19 protein-coding genes and 1 other annotated feature are annotated in these 21,100 nt (G+C 34.8%); of the genes, 15 read left to right on the forward strand and 4 right to left on the reverse strand.

Features of this window, described 5'->3' with window-relative positions:
* Nucleotides 1-266 precede the first annotated feature (266 nt).
* From NST14_RS09350 to NST14_RS09365, 4 genes are all read left to right on the forward strand, one after another.
* Nucleotides 267-1,079 carry a polyphosphate kinase 2 family protein gene (locus NST14_RS09350; RefSeq protein WP_049114130.1) on the forward strand — a complete coding sequence of 271 codons (813 nt, stop codon included), beginning with the start codon at nucleotides 267-269 and terminating at the stop codon, nucleotides 1,077-1,079.
* Nucleotides 1,080-1,255: 176 nt separating this feature from the next.
* Nucleotides 1,256-1,795 (forward strand): PadR family transcriptional regulator, encoded by a 540-nt coding sequence (locus NST14_RS09355; RefSeq protein ID WP_061131122.1) that lies wholly within the window; start codon nucleotides 1,256-1,258, stop codon nucleotides 1,793-1,795.
* Between the two features lie 35 nt (nucleotides 1,796-1,830).
* The gene (locus tag NST14_RS09360; RefSeq protein ID WP_229142986.1) at nucleotides 1,831-3,579 is read left to right on the forward strand and encodes an MFS transporter; all 1,749 of its coding nucleotides are present in this window, start codon (nucleotides 1,831-1,833) and stop codon (nucleotides 3,577-3,579) included.
* A 239-nt stretch (nucleotides 3,580-3,818) separates the two neighbouring features.
* Entirely contained in the window at nucleotides 3,819-5,057 is a 1,239-nt protein-coding gene (locus NST14_RS09365) for an MFS transporter (RefSeq protein ID WP_370647152.1), read from the forward strand.
* A gap of 43 nt (nucleotides 5,058-5,100) precedes the next feature.
* Here NST14_RS09365 and NST14_RS09370 read toward each other — a convergent pair whose 3' ends face one another.
* On the reverse strand, nucleotides 5,101-6,084 hold the full coding sequence (locus NST14_RS09370) for a ketoacyl-ACP synthase III (protein ID WP_001086306.1): 984 nt from the start codon (nucleotides 6,082-6,084) through the stop codon (nucleotides 5,101-5,103).
* Nucleotides 6,085-6,258: 174 nt separating this feature from the next.
* Here NST14_RS09370 and NST14_RS09375 point away from each other — a divergent pair, with 174 nt between their 5' ends.
* Nucleotides 6,259-6,804: a hypothetical protein gene (locus tag NST14_RS09375; RefSeq protein ID WP_000821910.1), complete on the forward strand. Its 546-nt coding sequence runs from the start codon at nucleotides 6,259-6,261 to the stop codon at nucleotides 6,802-6,804.
* Between the two features lie 483 nt (nucleotides 6,805-7,287).
* On the forward strand, nucleotides 7,288-8,547 hold the full coding sequence (gene hflX, locus NST14_RS09380) for a GTPase HflX (protein WP_000391886.1): 1,260 nt from the start codon (nucleotides 7,288-7,290) through the stop codon (nucleotides 8,545-8,547).
* 41 nt (nucleotides 8,548-8,588) lie between these two features.
* Here the strand turns inward: hflX and NST14_RS09385 are convergent, their stop codons facing one another.
* On the reverse strand, nucleotides 8,589-10,229 hold the full coding sequence (locus tag NST14_RS09385; protein WP_071742600.1) for a peptide ABC transporter substrate-binding protein: 1,641 nt from the start codon (nucleotides 10,227-10,229) through the stop codon (nucleotides 8,589-8,591).
* 222 nt (nucleotides 10,230-10,451) lie between these two features.
* Here NST14_RS09385 and NST14_RS09390 point away from each other — a divergent pair, with 222 nt between their 5' ends.
* The 4 genes from NST14_RS09390 to NST14_RS09405 all read left to right on the forward strand — a co-directional run bounded on the left by NST14_RS09390 (nucleotide 10,452) and on the right by NST14_RS09405 (nucleotide 14,096).
* Entirely contained in the window at nucleotides 10,452-11,663 is a 1,212-nt protein-coding gene (locus tag NST14_RS09390; protein ID WP_001149408.1) for an MFS transporter, read from the forward strand.
* Between the two features lie 10 nt (nucleotides 11,664-11,673).
* Entirely contained in the window at nucleotides 11,674-12,591 is a 918-nt protein-coding gene (gene cysK / locus NST14_RS09395) for a cysteine synthase A (protein WP_000762262.1), read from the forward strand.
* A gap of 77 nt (nucleotides 12,592-12,668) precedes the next feature.
* A complete protein-coding gene (locus NST14_RS09400) occupies nucleotides 12,669-13,181 on the forward strand; it encodes a GNAT family N-acetyltransferase (protein WP_000771318.1) in 513 nt (170 codons plus the stop codon).
* Nucleotides 13,182-13,271: 90 nt separating this feature from the next.
* Nucleotides 13,272-14,096 (forward strand): DUF4037 domain-containing protein, encoded by an 825-nt coding sequence (locus tag NST14_RS09405; RefSeq protein WP_229142987.1) that lies wholly within the window; start codon nucleotides 13,272-13,274, stop codon nucleotides 14,094-14,096.
* 40 nt (nucleotides 14,097-14,136) lie between these two features.
* Here the strand turns inward: NST14_RS09405 and NST14_RS09410 are convergent, their stop codons facing one another.
* Complete coding sequence (locus NST14_RS09410; RefSeq protein ID WP_074604044.1) at nucleotides 14,137-15,771, reverse strand: putative polysaccharide biosynthesis protein; 1,635 nt, start codon at nucleotides 15,769-15,771, stop codon at nucleotides 14,137-14,139.
* 220 nt (nucleotides 15,772-15,991) lie between these two features.
* Nucleotides 15,992-16,214: a binding site (T-box leader), on the forward strand.
* A 300-nt stretch (nucleotides 16,215-16,514) separates the two neighbouring features.
* Here NST14_RS09410 and NST14_RS09415 point away from each other — a divergent pair.
* Nucleotides 16,515-17,852 (forward strand): sodium-dependent transporter, encoded by a 1,338-nt coding sequence (locus tag NST14_RS09415; RefSeq protein ID WP_001088182.1) that lies wholly within the window; start codon nucleotides 16,515-16,517, stop codon nucleotides 17,850-17,852.
* Between the two features lie 40 nt (nucleotides 17,853-17,892).
* On the opposite strand, the gene NST14_RS09420 is transcribed toward NST14_RS09415, so the two are convergent.
* Entirely contained in the window at nucleotides 17,893-18,597 is a 705-nt protein-coding gene (locus tag NST14_RS09420; RefSeq protein WP_098486994.1) for a polysaccharide deacetylase family protein, read from the reverse strand.
* A gap of 330 nt (nucleotides 18,598-18,927) precedes the next feature.
* On the opposite strand from NST14_RS09420, the gene NST14_RS09425 reads away from it, so the two are divergent.
* The 4 genes from NST14_RS09425 to NST14_RS09440 all read left to right on the forward strand — a co-directional run bounded on the left by NST14_RS09425 (nucleotide 18,928) and on the right by NST14_RS09440 (nucleotide 21,095).
* The gene (locus tag NST14_RS09425; protein ID WP_000878319.1) at nucleotides 18,928-19,191 is read left to right on the forward strand and encodes a CD3324 family protein; all 264 of its coding nucleotides are present in this window, start codon (nucleotides 18,928-18,930) and stop codon (nucleotides 19,189-19,191) included.
* Nucleotides 19,192-19,346: 155 nt separating this feature from the next.
* The gene (locus NST14_RS09430) at nucleotides 19,347-20,033 is read left to right on the forward strand and encodes a DUF421 domain-containing protein (protein WP_001015532.1); all 687 of its coding nucleotides are present in this window, start codon (nucleotides 19,347-19,349) and stop codon (nucleotides 20,031-20,033) included.
* 110 nt (nucleotides 20,034-20,143) lie between these two features.
* Nucleotides 20,144-20,785 carry a FusB/FusC family EF-G-binding protein gene (locus NST14_RS09435; RefSeq protein ID WP_000387063.1) on the forward strand — a complete coding sequence of 214 codons (642 nt, stop codon included), beginning with the start codon at nucleotides 20,144-20,146 and terminating at the stop codon, nucleotides 20,783-20,785.
* Nucleotides 20,786-20,894: 109 nt separating this feature from the next.
* Nucleotides 20,895-21,095 carry a hypothetical protein gene (locus NST14_RS09440; protein WP_000473064.1) on the forward strand — a complete coding sequence of 67 codons (201 nt, stop codon included), beginning with the start codon at nucleotides 20,895-20,897 and terminating at the stop codon, nucleotides 21,093-21,095.
* Nucleotides 21,096-21,100 lie beyond the last annotated feature (5 nt).

Consider the following 21,100-nt stretch of genomic DNA (forward strand, 5'->3'; position numbering starts at 1 on the left):
AGATATTTATCGAGAATAGTTAACACGTAGAGCTTTTTATTTTTAAACAACCATTATCTTGTTTATATATCAGCTGATGGTTGTTTTTGTTTGAAATATTAATAGGAATATACATTTGTTGATGATGTGCTATAAAGTATGTACGGATGTGATTTATCAGTTCGGTTCTCGATTTGAAGTATAAGTCAAAGGGAATAGAATTATGAAGAAATTACCAAAAAAGTATGGTAAGATAACATTGTCATACAACAAGGGGGATTTGTTTTATGGAAAATGGAGTTCTTGCTAAAGTAGATGTAACGAAAAGAATTGAATCGAAATCTAAGTACAATAAGAAACTTGAAAAATATCAAAGGCGCTTATTAGCGTTGCAGCAAATTGTAAAAGAAGAAAAAATTGCAGTTATGCTCGTTATGGAAGGCTGGGATGCGGCTGGAAAAGGTGGGGCGATTAAACGAGTGACGGAACACCTTGATCCGCGTGGGTTTCAAGTAAATCCAATTGGAGCACCAGCACCTCATGAAAAACGATACCATTACTTGCAACGTTTCTGGCGTAAACTTCCTCAGTACGGGCAAATTACTATTTTTGATCGCTCGTGGTACGGCCGCGTGTTAGTTGAGCGTGTTGAAGGGTTTGCTACAAAGGAAGAGTGGACGAGAGCGTATGACGAGATTAATGATTTTGAAAAACTATTAACAGATGATCATTATATAATCGGGAAGTTTTTCTATCATATTAGTAAAGATGAACAGTTAAAGAGGTTTAAGGATAGAGAGAACAATCCTTTAAAAAGATGGAAAATTACAGATGAAGATTGGCGTAACCGTGAAAAATGGGACGAGTATGTTGAGGCAATGGAAGACATGTTTGAAAAAACAAATAAGCCTAATGCAAAATGGCAAATAATCGCGAGCAACGATAAATTATACGCACGTTTGAAAACGTTGAAAGTGATTATTTCGTTAATTGAGGATTATTTTGTAGAGCATGGTATAGAATTGCCTTCTTATTATTATGAAATGAAAGAAGGTAAGACGGAAGACTTTGAAACGAATCAAGATGTAGTTGTAAAATAGTACAAGGTTTACATATGAAATATAAAGTAGAGATACCCTGTAATTTTGAACAATAAAATTACAGGGTGTTTTTTATTTAGAAACATTTTACAAATAACAGAATAAGGTATATAATCAATAATCATATTAACATTGTTAATATGATTATTGATTATATACTATGTGGGGGTCTTATTTTGAAAGGAAGAGATGTTGTTTTAGGTTTATTAATGGGAAAAGAATTGTCTGGTTATGATATTAAAATTGTGTTTGAAGATGTATTTACTCATTTCTTTGATGGAAGTTTTGGGATGATCTATCCAACGTTACGTCAGTTGGAAAAAGAGGGGAAAATAAAAAAAGAAGTTGTTATGCAAGAAGGGAAACCGAATAAGAAAATGTACTTTATTACAGATGCAGGGCGTGAAGAGTTTTATCAATACATGCAAACGGATGTAGAGAAAGATGTTTTACGTTCAGATTTTTTAATGAGGATGTATTTCGGTAATTACAGCGATGGTCAGGCGATAAAAAAATGGATTAAGGACGAAATTGAAAGGAAAGAAGCATACATTGCGGATCTACGTCTGAAATATGAAAAGTGGAGAGAAGGTATTACTTTTGTTGAGGAAATTTCACTTGATGTAGGAATCGCATCGTATAGTGCTCAAGTAGAGACTTTGAAAAGAAAACTAGAGCAACTAGAAGCAAAAGAACACAATAAAATGGAAGACTGAAAAAACGTTCATAATAAATAAAGGGGTAGAAGAACATGGAACAATCAAAGGGTATTAAGATTGTCTTTTTAATGTGCTTAGGTATATTTCTTTGTATGATTGATACGACAATTATGAATATAGCTTTACCAGCGATACAAACGAGTGTAAATACTTCATTAGAAAAGATGTCTTGGGTATTAAATGTTTATACAATGACAATAGCTGTACTCGCTATTCCGCTAGGACGGATAGCTGATATTTTTGGGAAAGCAAAGATGTATATTGTTGGTTTGATAATTTTTGGTGGTGGATCAGTACTTTGTGCTTTTGCTAATACGGGCGATTTTCTTATCTTTTCTCGCTTTATACAAAGTGTAGGTGCAGCGATTTTATTTCCAACTAGTATGGTAATTGGCGTATCAGCTATGCCATTAGCAAAGAGGCATGTTGCACTTGCGATTTTGGGAGTAACACAGGGACTATCAGCTGCGATGGGTCCAGTAATAGGTGGAATTATTACACAAAATTTCGGTTGGAGATGGGTGTTCTTCGTAAATGTTCCAATTTGTATTCTTGGAATCATTTTATGCTGCTTTATGCTACAAATAAAAAATGAAGAACGTATTACCTCAAAAATAGATTGGATAGGATTGCTATTAAGTAGCACAGCAATTTTTTCTTTTACTCTCATATTAGTAAAAGGTAATACATGGGGATGGCAAAGTAATATAGCTTTGTTTTGTTATGCAATTAGCACTATTTCTCTTATTCTATTTGTTTTAGTAGAGCGAAAGATTCATAACCCCATGGTGAATTTAAATTTATTTAAAGATCGAATGTTTGTCGGAGCATCTATCGTTGTCATATTAAGTAATGTATTTTTAATTGGAGTTACTGTATTGCTTCCGACGTTCTTGACGAAAATACAAGGTCGAACGGAAATTGAAGCAGCTTTTTTAGTGACACCTATTTCAGCAATGATATTTTTTGTCTCACCAGCTGCAGCAACTTTAATTAAAAAACTCGGAAAAGTAACTATTATTTTATCAGGCTTTCTTGTGATGGGCTTATCTTATTATTGGTTGCAAATGATTGATGTTAATTCAACAAATATAGAAATTATTATTCCATGTATGATATTGGGTGTTGGGTATGGTTTAGTAGTAGGTCCAATTACAGTTTTAAGTGCTTCTTCGTTTGAAGGGGAATTATTAACTGCTTCTCAAAGTGTCGTGTCAATGTTGCGGCAAGTAGGTATTGTTTTAGCGGTCGCAATATTTGTATCTAATTTAACTCACAACTTAACTGTAAATAAAGAGAATGTATATCGTTATGCAGAAGAAAAGGTGCGTAATATTCATGTAGGTAATACTCAGCAAGCGGAGATATTACAAATGACAAAAGAAAAAATAGAGAATCAAAGTATAGAAACGAATGTAGAAAAGCATCAAAATGAAAAATTTGTAGGGTTACATAAAGAGAAAAAAGACGAATTAATTCACCAAAAAGTAGATGAAGTGTTAAATGCTGTTCCAGTAGAATATAGAGATATAAAAAGAGAAGAAGTTATGAATCAAGTGACAAATGAAGTTGAAAAACAAGAGGAAAGTATAAAGAAAGAAGTACTCGCATTTTCGAATGATGTAAACCATTATGCTAAGAATCAGATGGCGATGAGTTTTACAGATTTATATAAAGCGAGTGTGCCAATTATTTTAATTTGTGCTTTAGTAAGTTTGTTATTTTCGGAAAGAAAGGTTTTGAGTAAAAAGAAAAGTGGAAGAGTAGTAGAGGAAGTGTAAAGAAAACGGGCTAATAGCAGCCTGTTTTTTGTTTTTTGATTACATATTGTGAATGGTAGTATTTTTAATATAGCATGAGAGAAGTCGAGTTCGGTTAGAAAGTTTTTTAGAATGAAAGAGAAGAATGGAAAATGGCATTGAATATGTAACGTTAAACATAGTACATTAACAAGAGGGTTTAATTTTAAAGGGAGGATGAAGAATTGTTACATAAGGCGGGGGCTTTAATAAGTAATCGTATGTATACAGAGGAAGAGCAACAAAAATTATACAAAAGAACGTTAATAATCGTAAGTATTTCACAAATGTTCGGCGGAGCTGGGTTAGCTGCTGGGATTACAGTAGGTGCACTTCTTGCGCAGCAAATGCTTGGGACAGATGCATTTGCAGGTTTACCGGCTGCTATGTTTACGATGGGATCTGCGATAGCGGCTTTCTTTGTTGGGAAGTTATCGCAAAAGTATGGTCGCCGCGTAGGGCTTGCAGCGGGTTTTATAGTAGGTGGACTAGGGGCTATTGGAGTTGTATTGGCAGCTTTAATAAATAGTATTATTCTTTTACTAGTTTCTTTACTCATATATGGCGCGGGCACAGCTACAAATTTACAAGCGCGTTATGCTGGAACGGATTTAGCGAATAAGAAGCAAAGAGCAACTGCCATTAGTATTACGATGGTAATGACGACTTTTGGTGCAGTCGCAGGTCCAAATTTAGTAGGTGTAATGGGAAGGTTTGCTCATTCAATTGGAATTCCTGAACTTGCTGGCCCATTCATATTATCAGCGGCGGCGTTTATACTGGCGAGTCTTGTCCTTTTTGTTATGCTACGTCCAGATCCGTTACTTATTGCTAATATGATAGAATCATATAAACAAGAACATACATATAAAGGGCAAGCGGTAATAGAAGAAGCGAAAGAAAATAAAAGAGGCATTACAGTTGGAGCTATCGTAATGATACTTACGCAAATCGTGATGGTTGCGATTATGACGATGACGCCAGTTCATATGGGACACCACGGTCATGCTTTAAGTGCAGTAGGTCTTGTAATTGGTTTTCATGTAGGTGCAATGTATCTTCCATCTCTCGTTACAGGAATATTAATTGATAAAATTGGCAGAACTAAGATGAGTATAGCTGGTGGAGTAATCTTATTAGCAGCAGGTGTCATAGCTGCGATAGCGCCGAGTGATTCTTTAATACTATTAATCGTTGCTTTGTCTTTACTTGGATTAGGGTGGAACCTCGGTTTAATAAGTGGTACTGCTCAAATTGTTGATGCAACTATACCTTCCACACGTGCAAAAACACAAGGGAAGATAGATGTGTTTATTGCGTTAGCTGGAGCTTCTGGTGGAGCGATGTCAGGAATGGTAGTAGCGAATTCAAGTTATGCGGCATTGTCATTAGCTGGAGGAGTGTTAGCTTTCATGCTGATTCCTGTTGTGATATGGTCTCGAAAAGGAGAAAGAAATTAAAGAAGAGGTTCTAGTTATTGACTAGAACCTCTTTTTCATGCATTTAACTTAAATCCCACTCCACAATAAGACCTAAATGTGTAAGACCACCACCAAATCCGTACAGTAAAAGTGTGTCTCCGTTATTTAATTTCCCTTCTTTTCTAGCTAAATCTAGAGCGAGTGGAATAGAGACAGAAGATGTATTCCCCATATATTCCACGCTCGTTAATGTTTTTTGTATTGGAATTTGAGATTTTTCACAAATAGATTCAATCATGCGTAAGTTAGCGCTATGAGGAATGAGCCAGTCTATATCATCTTTTTGCATATTTGCAGTATGTAATAGTTCTTTTATACCTGCTGGCACCGTACGTGTTGCCCATTTATATACTTCTCTTCCATTTTGAACGATTTTTTCATTTGTTTGCAGTTGTGTGCCATTCATAGTGGTAGATAAATTTGTTCTGTATAGGTGAATTCCGCCGTCACCGTTTGTGCCCATGTGATACGCGATAAAGCTTGGTTTGTTTTCATCTCTTTCTAATAAAATAGCGCCAGCACCATCGCCAAATAAAATGCAGGTCGTTCTATCGGTGTAATCAGTAACTTTTGATAATGTCTCTGTCGCTACGACAAGTACTTTTTTATGTGATCCAGAAGTAATCAAGCTATTACCGACGTGCAAGCCATATGTGAAACCAGCGCAAGTGGCATTTAAATCAAATGCCATTGTATGAGGTATGTTGAAGTATTGTTGTATTTGGCAAGCAACACTAGGGAAAACGTAATCAGCAGTAGTAGTAGCGACAATGATACAGTCGACATCTTCTAAGTTTTTCTTATATGTTGTACATAAATTTTCAACTGCTTTAATGGCTAAGTTTGAGGCGTATTCATCTTCGCTAGCGATTCTTCTTTCCTTCATTCCTGTTCTTTGTACAATCCATTCATCATTCGTATCGATCATTTTTTCTAAATCATGATTTGATAATATTTGTTCTGGAACATGAGTACCAATTGCAGTAATACGGGATTTAGAATTCATAGGAACAGCTCCTAACTTTATTTTATAACCTGATACTAATACCAGGTTATAAAAATGTCAATATAGATTTTTAGTGTATTGAACGACTTAGCTTACTATGGAGGAATTTAGCGAGTGTTGTAAAAATAATATACGAGAAGTTTCTAAAATTGATAATGAAGGGAGTTGGGCTCCTTGAAAAGAATTTTACGTATGTTGCCTTTTGTCATTATTTGTAGCTTTATTTTTATTATTTTTCCAGAGAAATCTTATGCTTGTGATTGTATTAACGTATCAGCAGAAGAGGCTTTTCAAAAAAACGATGTAGTGTTTGAGGGACAAGTAATTGAGGTTGGAAGGAAAGAAGGAGGTGGAATTGAAGTATTATTTGAAGTGAAGAAAATTTGGAAAGGGACAAATTCTTCGCAAATTATTGTATATACAAATGGTGGTGATTGTGTGTTTCATTTTGTGGAAGGAGGAGAGTACTTAATATATTCTTCTCAAAGAGGATCTGAAAAACAATTACACACAAATAGTTGTAGTGGAACGAAGAGATTAGATGAGGCAGGGGCGGACAAAGTGGCTTTACGTCAAATTGCAAAAGAGTCTGTTCCAACGAAGAAAGTGGATTTAAAAGGGGAGATGGTGAGCGGTTTCAGTTGGTGGCAAGTTGCTATCATTTCCATTTGTCTATTATTAATCATTGTTTTTATCGTGAGAAGAACTCGCAAAAAATGACGATTAAAGTAAAAATATAAAGATTTTCTTTCGTGTGATATAGGTTGTTAAACCTTGTGAAAGCGAATTACTTATGCTACACTTTATGTAACTTAAAATGAACGGAGGGGCTTCCTTTGATCTTAATCAGATTACGTCTCAATACTTTGTGCCAATAATTGAATAGCGCTCAAAGGCTCTGTCTGTGTGCAGAGTGAACGGGATTGGTCTGCCTATTTTAAAGGAACCCTTTATTAAGCTTATATGTGAAAAAGAGGGAGGGACGAATACGCCCTCTTTTTGTTTTGCCTTTATAAATAGAATGGGATTGTATAGGTGAACACTTATAGTGGATACGCATACGATCTTGGGACTTTTTAACTATGAGATAGGATGAAAGCACAACTTTCTTCTATTTCTTTGGTGAACCCTTATCCGTTTACGAAAACACAGGCAGCGACCTGTGTTTTTTATTTTACGTAATCGAAATGGAGGAATAAATATATGGAAGAATTATTACAAAGAGCAGTTTTAGTTGGAGTAAATTTAGGTAATGAGGATGATTTTGCATATTCGATGGAAGAGCTAACGAATCTTGCAGAAGCTTGTGATGTAGAGGTAATTGGACAAGTGACGCAAAATTTACAACGTGTAAATCCATCCCATTATATTGGAAAAGGGAAGATTGAAGAAGTAGCAGCCTATGTAAATGAAGTAGGTGCGAATATGGTCATCTTTAATGACGAATTATCGCCTTCTCAAATTCGAAATTTAGAAGCAGATTTAGATTGTAAAGTAATTGACCGTACCATATTAATTTTAGACATTTTTGCGCAACGTGCGAAAACGAAAGAAGCGCAGTTGCAAGTAGAAGTGGCCCACCTTCAGTATATGATGCCTCGTTTAATTGGTCTTCGTGAATCGTTAGGAAGACAGAGCGGCGGTGTTGGTACGAAAAATAAAGGTGTCGGTGAGAAGAAATTAGAGTTGGATCGTCGTAAAATTGAAGAACAAATTTCAGTTTTAAATAAAGATTTAGAAGCTCTTGTTGCGCAGCGTCAAACGCAGCGAAAACAACGTAAGAAAAATGAAATTCCTGTTGTAGCATTAGTAGGTTATACGAACGCAGGAAAATCAACGACGATGAATGCGATGCTTGAAATTTACAATGGTACAGAAGAAAAACAAGTGTTTGAAAAAGATATGTTATTCGCGACGTTAGAAACATCTGTGCGAAATATTGATTTACCAGATAATAAATCATTCTTATTAACAGATACAGTTGGATTTGTAAGTAAATTACCACATCACCTTGTGAAAGCATTCCGTTCAACGTTAGAAGAAGTAGCGGAAGCGGACCTACTTATTCACGTTGTAGATTACGCAAATCCAAATTATGAACAGTTAATTGATATTACAAATGAAACGTTAAAGAAAATTGGAGTAGAAAATATCCCAACCATTTATGCTTATAACAAATCAGATATGGTAGATGTTGAAATTCCGAAAGTACAAGAAGACCGTGTTTATTTATCGGCGAAGAAACATGTTGGAATAAAAGAGCTTGTCGAAATGATTCGCTCACACATTTATAAAGAGTATACGAAGTGTGAAATGTTAATTCCGTATGATCAAGGGCAGGTAGTTTCTTATTTCAATACTCATGCGCACGTTCTATCTACGAGTTATGAAAACGAAGGTACGAAACTAGAAGTGGAATGTAAGACGAGCGATTACGAAAAGTATAAGCGTTTTGCAATTTAATAAAGAAGGCGATCCTAATATGTTTTAGGATCGCCTTTTTCTTATTCCGTAATAGAGGCCCACTTATAAGAATAAATTCCTGCAAATGGACGAACAACAACACCTTTTACTGTTGGGCGTTCTAAATATACAAGTCCTGATTGGAAGATTGGAGCGATAGCTGCATCATCTTCAAGTAAGATTTTCTCTGCATCTTGGAACGCTTTCCAACGTGCTGGTAAGTCAGTTACTAAAGTAGAGCTCGTTTTCTCAATTAATTCGTCGTATTGTTTGTTTGAGTAACTCATCTTATTAAACGGTCCGTCTGTAACGAACATATTTAAAAATGTTGTAGGATCAGGATAATCTGGTCCCCATGTAGAAAGTGAAATGTCATAATCACCATTTCCTTCACGATCTAAAAATGCTTTTACTGGAAGTGGTTGTAATGTGATTTTTAATCCAGGTAAGTTTTTCTCCAGCTCACCTTTTAAAAACTCACTAATTTTTTTATCGTTAGACTCATCTGTTGTTATGATTGAAAGAGAAGCGTTTTGTAAATTTGTTTCTTTTTTCGCAGTTTCCCATAGTGTTTTAGCTTCTTTCACATTTGTTTCTACTTTTACATGACTTGTACTGCGAAAATCTTTATTGTCAGGTCCTTTTACGAATCCTTTTGGAACGAATGCATTCGCAGGTATAGAACCATTGTTTAAAATCGTTGTTGCGATTCCTTGTTTATCAAAAGCAAGCGAAATAGCTTTACGAGCATTTTTGTTTGCTAATAAAGGGTTCTTTTGACTAAATCGGAAAAATGTCACAGAAGGACGTTCCATTTTCTTTAAGCTCGGATCTTTTTGATATTTATCAACAAACTCTGAATTGATCGTAATACGGTCTACTTGTTTACTTTCAAATAAATTAACGGCTGTTGAAGTATCTTTTACGATATTTACATTAATTTCATTTAATTTCACATTTTTATTATCCCAGTAGTTCGGGTTTTTTGTCATTTTATAACTTGTATCATGTTTCCATTCACTTAATTGGAAAGGTCCGTTATAAACTACATTTGCAGCTTCAAGTCCGTAATTTTTCCCTTGTGCTTCTACAACCTTTTTGTTTTGAGGATAAAATGTTGCAAATCCCATTAAACCTAAAAAGTATGGAACAGGGTGTTCTAACTGTACTTCAAGAGTTTTATTATCAATCGCCTTTACACCAAATGAATCAATTGGCAATTCTTTTTTATTTATTTTTTCAGCGTTTTTAATATCGAACATAATATGTGCGTATTCAGAAGCAGTTTCTGGATTAACGGCCCGTTTCCATGCATATTCAAAATCATGGGCAGTTACTGGATCGCCATTTGACCATTTTGAATCGTGTAATGTAAATGTATATGTTTTTCCGTCTTCGCTCAGTTTGTATGATTCAGCTGCTGCAGGAACAGGTTTATTGTCAGGACCAGGCATATATAATCCTTCCATTACGTTGTTTAATGCAGCGTAAGAAAACCCATCGGTTGCGATAGATGAATCAAGTGTAGAAATTTCCCCAGCTTCTACAATGTTTAATACTTGTTTCGAAGATTCTTTTTTCTTCTCTCCGGTAGTTGTTGCCTCTTGTTTTTGACCACATGCTGTTAAAAACATAGATAATGTGATTGAGAGTGCAACGATTCCCTTTGTTTTTTTCTTCATAGTTGTCATCCTTTCCTTCATCTCTGCCTTAGTATAAAAGAAAATATAGAAAATTTCTATAAATAAATCCGATAAAGCATATAGAAAAAATATATTATTTAAAAGGTGATATTTCTGGAAAAAGAAATGAAACCAGTATAGAATAGAAATGTTTCAAAAGTCAGAATTTATTACACCTACTGTAATAAATATATATTTTATACAGGAAGGAGAAATACACATATGCAGGCAGTTTCGCAAAAAAACAGAGTAGAAACACCGACAATATATCGAATATTATTTGCGATTAGTTTCGGTCATTTTTTAAATGATTCGATGCAAGCAGTTGTGCCCGCGTTGTTTCCTATTTTGGAAAAAACGATGAATTTATCCTATATGCAAGTAGGGTGGATTGCGTTTGCGTTAAATATGACATCATCGATTATGCAGCCGGTTTTTGGTATGTATTCGGATAAGAAACCGTCACCATTTTTATTACCGCTCGGAATGTTTTCGAGTATGCTTGGGATGATTGGACTCGCGTTTGCACCGAACTTTATTATTGTTATTATTTCTGTTTTATTTATCGGATTGGGTTCTGCAGTCTTTCATCCAGAAGGCGCCCGAGTTGCTTATATGGCAGCAGGGACGAAACGAGGTTTAGCGCAAGCGATTTATCAAGTGGGAGGAAATACAGGTAATTCTCTAGCTCCTATTTTTACAGCGTTAATTTTCGTTCCGCTTGGACAAATTGGTTCTTTAGGTTTTACGGCCTTTGCGGCGGTAGGAATTGTATTATTAATTTTCGTATCAAATTGGTATAGGAATGAATTAGCGACTGGCGCTGTGAGGAGAAAAAAGAGGGCTGCGCTTGAGGCGGAAAATGCGATTGTAAGTACACATATTAAATTTGTTATTTTACTTCTTGTTTTTCTTACTTTTGTACGATCTTGGTACGGTGCTGGTATTGGGAACTTTTATCAATTTTACTTAATTGAGCATTACGGTTTATCGATAAAAAATGCTCAGTATTTCGTATTCGCATTTATGATTGCTGGTGTGTTAGGAACCTTCTTTGGTGGTCCATTAGCAGATCGATTTGGAAAGAAAACAATTATTGTATTTTCAATGCTAGGTTCAGCCCCACTTGCACTTTTATTACCCCACGTTTCGCTCGTATGGGTCATACCGCTATTTTTATGTATCGGTTTTATTAGTTCAAGTAGTTTTAGTGTAATTGTTGTATATGCGCAAGAGCTTGTTCCTGGAAAAGTAGGAATGGTATCTGGATTAATTGTAGGGCTTGCGTTTGGACTCGGCGCTTTAGGCTCTGTAGTTCTTGGGAAATTGGCTGACATATATAGTCTACAATTCATTATGTTACTATGTAGTTGTCTACCATTAATTGGACTTACTTCTTGGTTATTACCAAGTGATAAGAAAACGATAGAATAGGGGATGCACTATGAAATTATGTGAAAATGTTACAGAATTAATAGGAGATACACCTGTCGTCCGTTTATCTAAATTTATTCCAGAAGACGCAGCAGATGTGTATGTAAAACTAGAAATGTTTAATCCATCACGCAGTGTGAAAGACCGTGCTGCCTATAATTTATTGCACGTTGCAGAAGAGAATGGTCTTATCAAACCAGGAGATACAATTATTGAGCCAACAAGTGGTAATACAGGAATTGGTTTAGCGATGAACGCGGCTGCGAAAGGATATAAAGCGATTTTAATTATGCCGGACAATATGTCAAAAGAGCGTATAAATTTATTGAAAGCATACGGTGCAGAAGTAGTTTTAACACCGGCAGAACAAAGAATGCCAGGAGCAATTGCGAAGGCGTTAGAATTGCAAGAGAAAATTCCAAATAGTTTTATTCCGCAACAATTTGAAAATCCAGCAAACCCGAATATTCATCGTTATACAACTGCACTTGAAATTTATGAACAAATGGATGGAAAGCTTGATGCATTCGTAGCAACTGCTGGAACGGGTGGAACTATTACAGGGACTGGAGAAACGTTAAAAGAGAAACTACCAAACTTATATATCGCAGTAGTAGAACCGAAAGGATCTCCCGTACTATCGGGAGGTGTTCCGGGTCCTCATAAACTAGTAGGAACAAGTCCAGGGTTTATCCCAAAAAACTTAAATACAGAGGTGTATAACGAAATTATTCAAATTGCAGACGAAGAGGCTTTAACGACAATGAGAAACTTAGCTAGACAAGAGGGGTTATTAGTTGGGCCGTCTTCTGGTGCTTCTGTTTACGCAGCGATTATGATTGCGAAACGATTAGGTGCTGGTAAAAAAGTTTTATGTATTGCACCTGATACAGGTGAGCGTTATTTGAGTATGGGATTATTTGAATGAAAATGATAGAAACCCCTTAATGGTGAAAGAGAGCTATTAAGGGGTTTGTTGTAGGTTATTTAGAGAGGAGAAGCACAATGAAACTATTAAAACCAACATATGAATATAGCAAACAAATTATGGAGTATCGCGATGCGTTTTTACATGCTGATGAACAACCACACGGCAGTAGTTCTTTACAAAATTTTGATTCTCTCGATGAATGGTTTGAAAAAGTGAGTATACAAGAAGCGGGAGAAAACTTACAAGGTAATCGAGTACCGTCTAGCCAATTTTTAAGTTTTGAAAAAGGGGAACTTATAGGTTTTGTAAATATTAGACATCGACTAAACTCAGAATTATTGCGGGAAAGTGGTCATATTGGATATAGTGTCCATCCAAATAAACGTCGCCAAGGTTACGCTACAAAACAACTACAATTTGCGTTGGATGAAGCACAAAAATTAGGATTGCAGAAAGTGTTAATAACTTGTGATAAAGCTAATATCGCTTCGGCTAAAACGATTCAAAAGGTTGGCGGTGTGTTAGAAAATGAAGTAGTTTCTTCTCATACTGGGGAAATTGTACAACGTTATTGGGTAGAAATATGATGTAGTGGAACTTTGAAAAGGGAATAAAATGTGTAATATCGAAATAAATAAAAGAAGTAAGGCTGTAATGCAATTATAGGGGGAAATGAAGTGGGATTAAAAGAGAAAGCAATAGAAATGTCAGGGATTTATAGGAAGAACCCAAAAGTGGAGGCTATTATTTTAGCCGGTTCAGTAGCTAGAAAGCTAGAAGATGAACATTCAGATATAGAACTACATATTTTATGGTCAATGCCACCAGAGAATGAGGATCGTAAAGGGCCTATTAACTATATTGGTGGAACAATTTTGTCATATCATCCTTATGAGGAAGAAGAATGGTCGGAAACGTATTTGACGAAAGAAGGAATTAAATTAGAGATTAGTAACTTTTTAACAGAAACAGTAGAGAAAGTGATTTCGGATGTGGTGGATCAATATGATATAAGTTATGAAAAACAATGTATTGTATCATCCGTGCATGACGGTGTTAGTTTGTATGGAGAAGAGAAAGTACATGCATTAAAAGATAGAGTGGTAGCATATCCAGAAAATCTAGCGAAACGGATGATTTCAGAAAATCTTTGGTTAAGCAATCGCTGGCATAATCGAGAGGCACTTTTAAAACGAAAAGACTGGCTTATGCTATATGATGTTATTTGTGAAGCACAAAGGAATATATTTGGTGTCTTATTTGGTTTGAATAAAATGTATGTACATCACCCGGCGTTTAAATGGATGCCATATAATGTGGAACGAATGATTATTAAGCCTGAAAACTTATATGAGCGTATGGCGAATGCTTTAATAGGGAAACCGGAGTATAGTGTACAGGAGTTAGAAGTGTTAATCGAGGAGCTATTACAGTTAGTAGAACACCATGCTCCAGAATTACATATCGCTGAACAGCAAAAGCGTATTCAATATGCGAAATAAAAAACAAAGAGATGTAACCCTTGTTACATCTCTTTGTTTTTTATTTTACTAATTTCCCCAGTATAGGTAAGCGTTGAATTCTATCACCGAGAATATGTGAAGCAAGTCCACTTGTTAATACGAATAAAAGGTAAACAAGCCCTCCTACAGCGCCACATATAACGACAATGAGAAGTGATTCCATATAAGTTTGTCCAGGAATTAACCATGTTAAAATTGATTTTAATGCCATCACAACAGCAGACATTGCTGCGGAGTAAATTGTAATAAGAAATACTGTTTTTGCTGTCTCACCAATTTTAAATTTCACAAACTTAACGATGCAGTACAACATAATACTATTGGAAACGAGGTATCCAAGAATGGTTCCAAGTACAGCACCGTGTCCGCCAAATAAATGTAAGAGCGGTGTATTTACTACAACTTTAACGAGAATTCCGGCTGAGAATGCAATCATTGTTTTTCGTTGATAATCGATTCCTTGTAAAATAGCTGCTGAAACTGTGAAAATCGCACTTAATATAGCAGACGGTGCGAATGAAATTAAATATTGTGATCCACCAAGTGCGATTTCAGGATTTACATAAACCATGCGGAATGCATCGTAAGCGATGCTAGCAAGACCAAATGCAGCCGGGATTGTGAAGAATAACAAGACTTGAAATATCTTTGAAATTTGTTCTTGTAATTCTTCTAATTTCCCGCTTGTATAAGATTTCGTTATAGCCGGAATGATCGTTAAGGAGAATCCAGTTGCAAGTGAAGCTGGAATCATAATTAACTTTTGGGCATAGTTCGTTATATAAGCGAAAACTGCATTTGCTGTTTCTAACGGCTCTCCCATCGCTCTAAGGACATCAGCTACAGTATATTGATCTACTAACGTGTAGAGTGGAATTGCGATGCCGACAAATACAATTGGGATGGCATATCGAAGTAATTCTATATAAATATTTTTTAATGGAATATTGGATGCTCTTGATTTTAATTCACCTTCGGGAGGTTTTAACCCATTATATTTTTTCCAGTACATCATTAAAATAGAGACGCTTGCAAGTGCTCCGATAACAGCTCCAAACGTAGCAACTGCAACAGAAGAGGCTACGGAACCTCCTAATAGTTTTGAGACGATAAAGCTACCAACTAAAATGAAAACAACGCGTGCAATTTGTTCTACGACTTGAGAAACAGCGCTTGGTTTCATATGTTGAAATCCTTGGAAATAACCACGTGTCACACTCATTGCTGGTACGAGAATAAGTGCGAAACTTAATGCTCGCATCGTAAGTGTTACGTCAGAGATAAATTGTGGATCTGGCGTTTTCGAGCGAATAATAAATTGTGATATGTAGGGTGCTCCAATAAATAAAACTAAAAACCCTAAAAATCCCATAAACAACATTAATTTTACGCTAGAGTTGTATAATTTTTTGCTTGTACTATAATCACCAAGCGCATTATGCTTTGCAACGAATTTGGAAACGGCAATAGGGATACCGGCAGTTGAAAAGCTTAATAAAATTCCGTACCAAGAGTATGCATATCCATATAAAGCGACCCCTTGTGTTCCGACTAATAGTTGAAAAGGGAAGAAGTATATAAAACCTAATATACGTGAAATCATTGTTGCGCCGCTTAATAAAGCAGTTCCTTTTAAAACTTTTGAAGTAGACAAAATTCTTTCCTCCTACTCGTGCTGTCTTACGTTTATCGTATATTACTATAAACCTGTTAGAGTAGTTAATATAGTATGGAACATAAATATTCTAATATTATCCACTTAAAAGTCATATTTTACATTTTCAAATAGAATGTAATACGTAAAAATTCAAAATATAAGTTGACACTATTTTTAATGTGTGATAAAAATGATAGTAATCAATTCGGAAAATAATATTTGGGCAATGAAAGGGTATAGTAGTGAATATCTCCCTATTACAGAGAGCTGATGGTTGGTGTGAATCAGTATATAGATTATTCATGAAGTTCGTCCTGGAGCATCTTTCATAAATCTCACATTATGAGGAAATGAAAGACGGTAGTTTATACCGTTATCAAATAAAGTGGTGAAGATTGTTTCACAACTAGGGTGGTACCGCGATATTTATCGTCCCTACGTATTTACGTAGGGACGTTTTTTATTTAGGTCTTACTTTGTTGTGGCTTCATAACTAGGGTGGTACCGCGATAATTTATCGTCCCTACGTATTTGCGTAGGGACGTTTTTTATTTAGGTCCTAACTTTGGTGTATCTTCATAACTAGGGTGGTACCGCGATATTTTTGTCGTCCCTACGTATTTACGTAGGGGCGTTTTTTATTAGTAGAGAGGAAGTGAACGTATTAGAAAAGAGTGTGGATAGAACAATATAAATACCGAATTGTAAAACAGAAAAAGATAAAGAGAGGAGATTAACAAATGAATTCACAGCAATGGACATCGAAATTAGGTTTCGTATTAGCTGCGGCAGGTTCAGCAATTGGTCTAGGGGCTATTTGGAAGTTCCCGTATATGGCCGGAATTGGAGGGGGCGGCGCGTTCTTCCTTATTTTCATCGGTTTCACATTATTAATTGGTTTACCGCTATTATTAGCTGAATTCGTTATCGGAAGAAGTACACAAAAAGAGGCTGTTGATGCGTATAGAGAAATCGCACCAAAAACATTATGGCCATGGTTAGGGAAATTAGGGATTGTAACTTGTTTCATATTACTTTCTTTCTACAGTGTTGTAGGAGGCTGGATTTTATTATATTTATGGAATGCAATTACAGGTAGACTATGGGAAGGAAATGGCGCATACGAAGCTACGTTTGGTGAAATCATTTCCAATCCGTATTTAGCAGTAGGATCACAGCTATTATTCATCCTTATTACTATTTTTATCGTAAGTAAAGGTGTACAAAATGGTGTTGAAAAAGTAAATAAATATTTCATGCCAGCACTATTCGTTTTATTCTTTGTATTAATCGTTCGTGCACTTACGTTAGATGGTGCAGGAGAAGGGGTTCGTTTCTTCTTACAACCTGATTTCTCACATGTAACATCAGAAGTTATTTTATATGCGATGGGACAATCGTTCTTCTCACTATCAGTCGGAGTAGCAGTAATGGTAACGTATAGCTCATACTTACCGAAAGAGGAAAGTTTACCGCGTTCAGCATTTTCTATCGTAGCTTTAACGCTTGTGATTACATTACTTGCAGGACTTGCAATTTTCCCAGTAGTGTTCGCATTTGGAATGGAACCATCTCAAGGACCGGGACTATTATTTATCGTACTGCCAGCTATTTTTAGTAAAATGGCATTCGGAAAATTCTTCTTCATCGTTTTCTTACTACTATTCTTCTTTGCTACTATTACATCAGCGATTTCGATGTTAGAAATTAGCGTGGCATCTTTAACTGCAAAAGGTAAAGGGAAACGTGAAAAAATGGCTTTAATCGTAGGTTTATTAATCTTCGTTGTAGGAGTACCATCAGCATTGTCATTTGGTATATTAAGCGATCTGAAGATTTTCGGAAAGACAGTCTTTGATTTAGCGGATTATGCAGTTAGTAACGTATTAATGCCACTTGGTGTTTTATTAGTTTCTATCTTTGTTCCTTTAAAAATGAAGAAAGATGTATTAATGAAAGAGCTTGGTGTAAGTAAAAATAAAGGCTATAAATTATTCGTATTATGGTTATTCTTACTTCGCTTCATCGCACCAATTGCGATTATTATCGTATTCTTAAATGTACTTGGCATTATTTAAACAAAAAGGTAGCGTATCATTGTATGATACGCTACCTTTCTTACTTTGTTCTTTTTTGTAGTTCGTTTACTGTTACGAACTGATAGCCCTTCTTAGATAAAGAGTCTAAAATACCTTCAATGGTCTGTAAACTTTCATTAGACTCATCATACATAGAGTGCAGTAAAATGATAGAACCTGGTTTTACATTTTTATTAACATATTCAATTTTATCAGCAGCAGATTTATAAAAAGTATCAGGTTCAAGGTCCCAGGTGATTGTTTCGATATTGTTTTTATTTAAATAATAGGGCAGACCAATTAGCTTTTTCCCGTTAGGTGGTCTAAAATCAATGGCGCCTGTAAATCCTGTTTGGCGGATTAATGCATTCGTTTTTTCTATTTCTTCTTTAATAAAAGAAGGTGTTTTAAAAACCATTCTGTTATGAGAATATGTATGGTTTCCAACTTGGTGTCCAGATTGTACGATAGATTCTCCTAACGATAGGTTTTTCTCTAATTCATTTCCAATTAAAAAGAAAGTAGCTTTTGCATTGTATGTATCTAGTAGCGGTAATATTTGTTTTACATTGTTAGTAGGGCCATCATCAAAAGTTAAAGCAATCACCTTTTCATTTGTTTCTACTCGATTTGTTAAATCTCCAAATAATTGAAAGCTTCTTGCATTCATCAATTTGTATGTTCCGAATAATGCTACAGTAATAATGAATAATGTAATGATTGTAATGATTATTTTCTTTTTCATAAAGCAACCTCACTATAGTTTTTGATTGGACTAAAAAGTATTATATCAAACTAAGTAATTTCATGCTTTAAAAAGGATGTGGATGCAAGGGGAAGGAATTTATCATATAATGTAATGAAAAAGGTATATTAGGAGGTGTTTACATGGCGATTATAATTCAATTGCCAGACACTGCAGCGTCTCATGCAAAGCCAAGTATGGAAATGGCGATACTTTGCGTGAGGTAGACAGGTAATATACAATTCATCGCCAAAATGAGCTTGTATCATTTTTTGTATTTGGCTTTGCACCTTATTGAAATGAACCATAAAAAATAAGGGGCGAGCAGAAATGAAATACGTAAAAGCTAAGGCAGTTTTACCAGAGAGTTTAATTACTGAAATTCAAAAGTATATACAAGGTGAAACAATTTACATTCCAAAACAAGAAACGAAACATTATAAATGGGGAACACGATCTGGAGGAAGAAAACAGTTAGATGAAAGAAACAAAGCCATTAAAGAAGCGTTTAAAAGTGGAATTGCTATTCATCAACTTGCAGAAGAGTATTTTCTTTCCGGAGAAACGATTAAAAAGATTGTGTATTCTAAATGAAAAAAAGAGTCTAGTTCAAATATTATTTTGAACTAGACTCTTTTTTGCTTTGTATCTATTGGATATATAGCTTATGAATGGGAAAGATAATAGAAAAATATGTCGTTTTTTTACTAAATAGAACATTTGAGTGAAAAGCAGAAAGGTGAGCATATATGAATCATATTGGACAAATAACGATAGAGCTTTTAATTGGTTTCTTTGTTCTATTAATTGCTACAAAAATATTAGGGAAAACACAAATATCTCAGCTGACGCCATTTGATTTTATTTCTGCTATTGTTCTTGGTGAGCTCGTTGGAAATTCAATATATGATCCTAAAATTAAAGTGTGGTCTATTTTATATTCAGTATTTGTATGGGTAATTTTAATTTATACAATAGAAGTGATAACGCAAAAAATAAGAGGAACAAGAAGGTTTTTTGAAGGATATCCTTCCATTATTATTCGTAATGGAAAGATTGATCGTGAACAATTAAGTGTAAATCATTTGGACATTAACCAATTACAACAAATGCTTAGGCAACAAAAAGATATATTTTCAATCCGAGAAGTTGAATATATGATATTAGAACCTAACGGAAATATAAGTGTTCTGAAAAAAAGTAAATACGAATCTCCCACTATAAATGATTTAAGTTTAAAACATAAGCCTGTATACTTACCAATTTCATTAATTAGTGATGGAAAAGTAGTGAAAGATAATTTGAGAGAAGCGGGCTTTGATGAAGGATGGCTGTATAAGCAAATAAAGCAAAAAGGAATTACTAAATTTGAAGACGTGTTATATGCGGAATGGAAAACAGATGATGGCTTCTTTTGTCAGGAAATGGAGCGGTAAAATATAATCGATGTATGTAATATTCGTTTCTAAGTTATCTTTTACATACCAAAAAGCTAAATCATTGTATACAATAAGATTAGATCAATAATTTGTATGGAGTGATAAAGATGGAAGCTTTTATTAGAAGTGATCAATATAATTTTATAAAATCACAAGCTTATATTTTAGCGAATGGGCACGCAACGGCAAATGATAGAGGTGTCATTCAAGCGTTAAAATCATTAGCAATTGAAAAAATAATACATGTATTTGAGAATTTAACGGATGAGCAGAAAGAGTTAATCGATACGGTATTAACAGTTCAAAATAGAGAAGATGCAGAATCGTTTTTAATGAAAATAAATCCGTACGTCATTCCGTTTCAGGAAGTTACAGCGCAAACATTAAAAAAACTATTTCCTAAAGCGAAAAAGTTAAAACTGCCTGATATGGAAGAAATAGATATGAAAGAAATATCTTATTTAAGCTGGATTGATAAAGGATCAAGCAGGAAATTTATTATAGCAAAAAATGATAAAAATAAGTTTGTTGGTCTGCAAGGAACGTTCCAAAGCTTAAATAAAAAGAGCATTTGTTCTTTATGTCACGGACATGAAGAGGTAGGGATGTTTTTAGTTGAAATTAAAGGTGATATACCAGGAACTTTCGTGAAAAAGGGAAACTATATTTGCAAAGATGCCGTGGCCTGTAATCAGAATATGAAATCACTTGATAAATTACAGGATTTTATTGAGAGATTGAAGAAATAAAATGGAAAACCTCTAGTGCTTAAACTGGAGGTTTTTTATTTAAGAAACGGTAATAGATTTCTTTTTTAAAAGATATAATTTATAAATAAAACATAGGAGAGCTAAAGAAATGTTTAAAAAGTTTTTACTTTCTTTACCGGATGTTTTACTTATATGTATTGTTATCTACATAACATACACAACTACTCTTAGTTTTGTACAGATGTTAGTAATTTCAATTACAATCGGAATCGTTGGTGGTCTTGTTATAAGAATTTGTAAGGATGTATTCACGTATATAAGGTGGACAATGAAACAAAGGAAATCTTGAATATG

The organism is Bacillus sp. FSL W8-0519 (assembly GCF_038005585.1).
GTDB lineage: Bacteria > Bacillota > Bacilli > Bacillales > Bacillaceae_G > Bacillus_A > Bacillus_A paranthracis.

Bases quoted from the DNA above. Each gene is read 5' to 3' on its own strand.
- NST14_RS09350 (WP_049114130.1), top strand. From the start codon at position 267: ATGGAAAATGGAGTTCTTGCTAAAGTAGATGTAACGAAAAGAATTGAA.
- NST14_RS09360 (WP_229142986.1), top strand. From the start codon at position 1,831: ATGGAACAATCAAAGGGTATTAAGATTGTCTTTTTAATGTGCTTAGGT.
- NST14_RS09365 (WP_370647152.1), top strand. From the start codon at position 3,819: ATGTATACAGAGGAAGAGCAACAAAAATTATACAAAAGAACGTTAATA.
- NST14_RS09370 (WP_001086306.1), bottom strand. From the start codon at position 6,084: ATGAATTCTAAATCCCGTATTACTGCAATTGGTACTCATGTTCCAGAA.
- hflX (WP_000391886.1), top strand. From the start codon at position 7,288: ATGGAAGAATTATTACAAAGAGCAGTTTTAGTTGGAGTAAATTTAGGT.
- NST14_RS09385 (WP_071742600.1), bottom strand. From the start codon at position 10,229: ATGAAGAAAAAAACAAAGGGAATCGTTGCACTCTCAATCACATTATCT.
- NST14_RS09390 (WP_001149408.1), top strand. From the start codon at position 10,452: ATGCAGGCAGTTTCGCAAAAAAACAGAGTAGAAACACCGACAATATAT.
- cysK (WP_000762262.1), top strand. From the start codon at position 11,674: ATGAAATTATGTGAAAATGTTACAGAATTAATAGGAGATACACCTGTC.
- NST14_RS09400 (WP_000771318.1), top strand. From the start codon at position 12,669: ATGAAACTATTAAAACCAACATATGAATATAGCAAACAAATTATGGAG.
- NST14_RS09415 (WP_001088182.1), top strand. From the start codon at position 16,515: ATGAATTCACAGCAATGGACATCGAAATTAGGTTTCGTATTAGCTGCG.
- NST14_RS09420 (WP_098486994.1), bottom strand. From the start codon at position 18,597: ATGAAAAAGAAAATAATCATTACAATCATTACATTATTCATTATTACT.
- NST14_RS09425 (WP_000878319.1), top strand. From the start codon at position 18,928: ATGAAATACGTAAAAGCTAAGGCAGTTTTACCAGAGAGTTTAATTACT.
- NST14_RS09430 (WP_001015532.1), top strand. From the start codon at position 19,347: ATGAATCATATTGGACAAATAACGATAGAGCTTTTAATTGGTTTCTTT.
- NST14_RS09435 (WP_000387063.1), top strand. From the start codon at position 20,144: ATGGAAGCTTTTATTAGAAGTGATCAATATAATTTTATAAAATCACAA.
- NST14_RS09440 (WP_000473064.1), top strand. From the start codon at position 20,895: ATGTTTAAAAAGTTTTTACTTTCTTTACCGGATGTTTTACTTATATGT.